At 64.8% G+C, this 5,246-nt stretch carries 5 protein-coding genes; all 5 read left to right on the plus strand.

Features of this window, described 5'->3' with window-relative positions; genetic code table 11:
* The first annotated feature begins 1,797 nt into the window (after positions 1-1,797).
* Positions 1,798-2,439: a hypothetical protein gene (locus ENJ19_07565; protein ID HHM05585.1), complete on the plus strand. Its 642-nt coding sequence runs from the start codon at positions 1,798-1,800 to the stop codon at positions 2,437-2,439.
* 56 nt (positions 2,440-2,495) lie between these two features.
* Positions 2,496-3,014: a hypothetical protein gene (locus tag ENJ19_07570; GenBank protein ID HHM05586.1), complete on the plus strand. Its 519-nt coding sequence runs from the start codon at positions 2,496-2,498 to the stop codon at positions 3,012-3,014.
* A gap of 17 nt (positions 3,015-3,031) precedes the next feature.
* A complete protein-coding gene (locus ENJ19_07575) occupies positions 3,032-3,757 on the plus strand; it encodes a hypothetical protein (GenBank protein ID HHM05587.1) in 726 nt (241 codons plus the stop codon).
* A gap of 337 nt (positions 3,758-4,094) precedes the next feature.
* Positions 4,095-4,652 carry a hypothetical protein gene (locus tag ENJ19_07580; protein HHM05588.1) on the plus strand — a complete coding sequence of 186 codons (558 nt, stop codon included), beginning with the start codon at positions 4,095-4,097 and terminating at the stop codon, positions 4,650-4,652.
* Between the two features lie 4 nt (positions 4,653-4,656).
* A partial coding sequence (locus tag ENJ19_07585) for a hypothetical protein (protein HHM05589.1) occupies positions 4,657-5,246 on the plus strand: 590 nt, incomplete at its 3' end.

Consider the following 5,246-nt stretch of genomic DNA (forward strand, 5'->3'; position numbering starts at 1 on the left):
AGCCTGCAGATCCTCCAGCCCCGCGCAAACCTGCGCATTCCCGTCCTGCGTTACTTCGTGCGCGGCACCGCGGCCGGTGGCCGCAGCCTGCAGCCGACGCAGCCCGCCAACGGCATGAACCTGTACCGCGACCAGCTCGCCTTCGTCTGGCGCGACCCGGCGCGCAATAGCCTGTACCGCCTGCGGGTATTTGCCGACGACCGGACGGTGATCAACGCACTGACCGACACCGCCGCCTACCGTCCCCCGCGCCCGCTGCTGCAGCGGCTCAACGAGGGCGTGGACTATCGCTGGCAGGTGCTGGCGCTGGATGCCCGCGGCCGGGTCACCGCGCGCAGCGAGGCGCGGCGTTTTCGTTTGCGAACGGACAGCGGCGGCGTGCGCTTCCGCGACCTAGAGATCAGCCGCGCCGTCTCGGGCCGCCAGCCGCGCATCGCCGCCCCGGCGCGTGAGGCCGTCATCGGCAGCCGGGGCATCCGCCGCAGCCGCATCGTCAACCCCGGTGAATGGGTCACCTTGACGGCGGTGGTGGAAAACACCCAGCGTGACCCGGTGAGCCAGGCGGTGGTGGAATTCAAATACGGCAACGAGGTCATCAGCCGGCAGATCATTCCCGAACTGCCGCCGGGCGAATCCGCCACCCTGCAGGCCAGTTGGTCGCCGCCGGCCTCGGGCGCCTACGACCTGGTCGTGGAAACCCTGTTGCAGGGTGAGCAGCAGGACTCGGCCGTGGCCTTCCTGCACACCCCGCAGACCACCGGCATCTCCGGCCTGGATTTCAGCGGCAGCCTCGGCGCCGGCGTGGTCGAGGGCCTGGACTTCGACGGCGCGACCCGGGCGCAGACCCTCGGCGGCCTGGACTTCAACGGCGAGCCCGCCGGCGGTGTCATCGGTGGCCTGGATTTCGACGGTGCAGCCCGGGCGCAGACCCTCGGCGGCCTGGACTTCGACGGCCGCTTTCGGCTGCTCGACTGGGGCGCCAACGATGTCACCGACGTGGATTTCACCGCCAGCCCGCTGGGCGCCAACGATGTCACCGACGTCGACTTCACCGCCAGCCCGCTGGGCGCGAACGATGTCACCGGCGTCGATTTCACCGCCAGCCCGCTGGGCGCCAACGACGTCACCGGCGTGGACTTCACCGCGAGTCCACTGGGCGCCAACGATGTCACCGGCGTGGACTTCACCGCGAGTCCGCTGGGTGCCAACGATGTCACCGGTGTTGATTTCACCGCGAGTCCGCTGGGTGCCAACGATGTCACCGGTGTTGATTTCACCGCGAGCCCGCTGGGTGCCAACGATGTCACCGGTGTTGACTTCACCGCGAGTCCGCTGGGTGCGAATGACGTGACCGGCGTGGACTTCACCGCGAGTCCGCTGGGTGCGAACGACGTGACCGGCGTCGACTTCACCGCGAGCCCGCTGGGTGCGAATGACGTGACCAGCGTCGACTTCACCGCGAGCCCGCTGGGTGCGAACGATGTTACCGGCGTGGATTTCACGGCAATTCCGGGTGGGGTCAATGACGTCTCCGGCGTGGATTTCGAAATCATGCCGCCTGTCGCGCCTGTGGAGATCACTGTGCCGCCGATGAAATTCTACGGCAGGTTCTTTTTTCCCGTTGAGATCGAGGTTCCGGAAATGATCTTCAACGGCGCATCGGACGCGGCCGGGAATCAGTGAATGAAGAGGCCAGCCCACAGAACGAGTAAATTTATCCGGGCGGTAGTCGTGCTGATTGCCACCATGCAAACGCCTTGGCCGGGTGTGGTTTCAGGTCAATCGGATCTATCGTCATTGCCAGCCCTGCCACCGGATGCACCCGGCGCCGCGTTTTTGTCCGCCATCAACGAGGCCGGGCAGGTCACCCGCGGCCTGGCCAACTGGACGGCGGAAAGCTTCACGGAAGTGGTCGCCATCGCTGGCCGGCACAACACGGCGCTGGCGGACATCATCCCCAGCGTGCAGGGCTGCCTGAGGTGGGGTGCGGGCAATCAACGCGGACAGCCGGTATCCGGGCATCCCGTGGCCGGTATTCCCATTGCGGTCAGTGCCGGGACACCACCGCTGATCGCGGTCACCAGCAGCCGCAATGCCAACGCACAACTGTATTTTCCCGGCAGCGTGATTCCCGTCGCGGTCAAACTCAGCTGGCTGTCCGAACAGCAGCGCGCGGCATGGGGCAGTGGCTGTTACTGGATGCCGCTGCCGCCGGGACCACTCGGCGTGCTTGGCGCTATTGCCACCGGTAACCAGGCGGCGTCGATTCGCGTTGCGCCAGTCAGTCCGGATGCACGCTTCAGCAGTGCGCCCGGCGCCCGCGATGTGTTGCTGGCCACGGACGCATCCGGCGCCGAAGCGAGAATTATCGATTACGCCATCATGCCACCGGGGCCAGGCATTGCGCCCGGTCGATTGCAGGAAATCAGTGCGGACTGAGAGGAGGGAATATGAAAAAACGACTCAACATGCAGCGCCCATTCACAGGCTGGGTAATGGCTTTGTACGCATTCGTCGCCCTGTCCGGTCAGGCCGCGGCGGCGGATTTCACCTTCAAGGTGCCCGTCAGGTTCGCCCTGGCCTGTGACAAGCCGGTGACCGTTCATGCCACCTGCCTGGTGGGCGCGGGGGAATTTCGCTGGGCCACGATCAACGAGGGGCCCGAAGCCGTCACCTGGGAGCGGTTTATCGAGAACGGCACGGTGGGGGATGTGGTGGGCGGGAGTTTCCCGGCGGCCGGCAACGGTTCTTCACCGGCGGCGAAGCTCACGTATGACGGTGACAACACGCCTATCAACACCACCCTGACCGTGGCATTCGACGCCCTGCCACAACGGCACCCGGCGCAGGCCACGCACTGGAAATGCTACACCACCCTGGAAATCGGCGGCCAGTATGTCAGGCCGGGCAGTGTCAGCCAGCTCGCAGCACCGGGCACGGCCACCAACTGCGCCTTCGCCGATCCAGAAAAACCGCTGGCGGTCTTTTTTGAAGGCGCGCTGCCACGGCCATAAACACACGGAGAATCACCATGAATACAAGCAATGTTACAGCAAGGAATCATCACACTGACACCAAAGAGGACAACACCATGAACACACCACGCAAAACACTGATCAGCCTGCTGGCCGGCGCTGGCCTGCTGGCCGGCGCCGCCAATGTTGGCGCACTCGATCTGCCCACGGTGGACGCCAGTGGCAACGAGATCACCATTACACTGCCGGATAACGTGCAGGATGCCTGGAATGCGCTCAATTCAGACATGAACAGCATCGCGCAGCAGACGGGCGTGGCCGTCGATGAACTGGTGGCCAGCGTGTCGGGTTGTATCAGGGACCGGGACGGTAACCCGATCATTGGCGCGATGGTGTTTTTGATCAAGCCGGATTCCAATCAGCCATTGGCCTATGCGACCACCGCGGGTCGCACGGGCATTGGGTTTTATACGACAAACCCGGTGGGCGGGCCGCTGCCGTACAACTCCCTGCCGGGCCAGGAGATACCGGCGGCGGGGTGTTACTGGATGGCGATACCGCTTGGGGTGTTGGATGCCTATTTGACGGGAGCTATACAAGGGGCAACAGCCATCAACAACATCCGACCGGCTGATGGTACGACATTTAACAGAATATTTTCTCTAGTTGCTGTTGCTCCGGGTTATCTGATTACCCCAATGACACAGCTCGTCTCAATCAGTGATGACGGAACTTTTGGGGTAACCAACCGAGGAGGAAGCAGGAGAGAAGCGTCCCAGTAATAACGCCAAAACCAGCATCTTTCTAGAGGCAAAACCCATGAAACAGACAAAGCAAACACCATGGCGATGGCCGCTGCCCCGGCTGCCGCTGCTGGCGGCGTTTCTCATCCTGACGCCCGCCAGCGCCCATGCGCATTTATGCGTGGATGTCTCTGGGCAAAGTTGCCCACCATCAGCATTGTCACACAATACGGTAGAACATCTTGCCAATACGGCTTACAGCAATTGCGTCAGCACGTTTGGCAGGGCCGCCTGCGATGCGGCGAGGGATACAGCAGAAGCGGTGGGATCCACCGCGCGGGATGTGGCAAACCAGGGAGCCGAGGCCGGGCGAACCGTGTTTGAAACCGGGCAGCAAATGCTGGAAGGCGGCATGCAAACCGGCCAGCAAATGGTGGACACGGTTGGCCGAACTGCGCGGCAGGGCATCGACTGTGCCCTTGACCTGGCCGGGTGCGCCGCGCAGGTGGCGGAGGATGCGGGCCTGTCACCGGAGCAGACACAGCAACTGACCGAGTTCGCGGTGCTCCGGGGCACCATCACCATGGACACCACCCTGCCGGGTCAGGCTGCCCTGTTGAAGGTGCATCCCGTGAACTGGGACGGTGTTTCGCCGGCATGCGAAGCCTTGCTGGCAGCGATGTCCATAGCGCCGGGCCAGCTCGCGACCACGGTGCCTGTCACTGCCGGCGCGTATACCGTCGTGGTACCCGCCTGCGGCCGCATCACCTATGCGCTGGTGCCGGCCAACCCCCTGTATACCTGGACGCCCCCGCGACGGGACGTGACCGTGGAGCCGGGCGGCAACCCGGTGAGCACCATTGGCGTGCCGACGCTGAATCAGACCGGCACCACGGCGGGTGGGGAGGCGGCCACCCTGCAGCGGGGGAGATAAGGCCATGATGCGCGCAGTGTTGCAGCGTGTGACGGGCTGGCGGGTGGCGCTGTGGCCGTTGGTGCTGCTCGCGCTGGCGGCCTGCGGGGGGGCGGATACCGGCACGGGGGAGACCCGCATCACCGTGGCCATCGACACCGGCAAGGGCGCCAGCGCCGCCCGGGGCTTTCATGTGGGCGGGGTGCTGCCGGCGGAACTCACCCGGATACTCATCACGGTGCAGAACACGCAGAATCAGACCGTCGCCTCCGGCGACCTGCTGGCCAGCGGTGGCCGCCTGACCCTGCAGGTGACGCCCGGCGAAGACCTGCGCATGAGCGGCACGGCCTATGCCGGCAGCGAAACCCTGTTCGCCGGCAATACCGCCATCACCGCGCTCACTCCCGGCGAATCACGCAGCGTGGCCCTGCGCCTCGACGAAATGGTCACATTTACGCTTACGCCACCGGCCCCCACGGTGAACCTGGGCAGCCCGGTGCAGATGCAGTTCAGCCTCAGCGGCCTGTCGGACACTACGTTGCGCTGGCGGGTCAACGGCGTGGTCGGCGGCAGCACGGAATTCGGTGTCATCGACAGCAACGGCCTGTACACGCC

It is taken from the genome of Gammaproteobacteria bacterium, from assembly GCA_011375345.1.
In the GTDB taxonomy this organism is placed as follows: domain Bacteria; phylum Pseudomonadota; class Gammaproteobacteria; order DRLM01; family DRLM01; genus DRLM01.

Coding starts and splice junctions, on each gene's coding strand:
- ENJ19_07575 (HHM05587.1), top strand. CDS start 3,032: ATGAATACAAGCAATGTTACAGCAAGGAATCATCACACTGACACCAAA.
- ENJ19_07570 (HHM05586.1), top strand. CDS start 2,496: ATGGCTTTGTACGCATTCGTCGCCCTGTCCGGTCAGGCCGCGGCGGCG.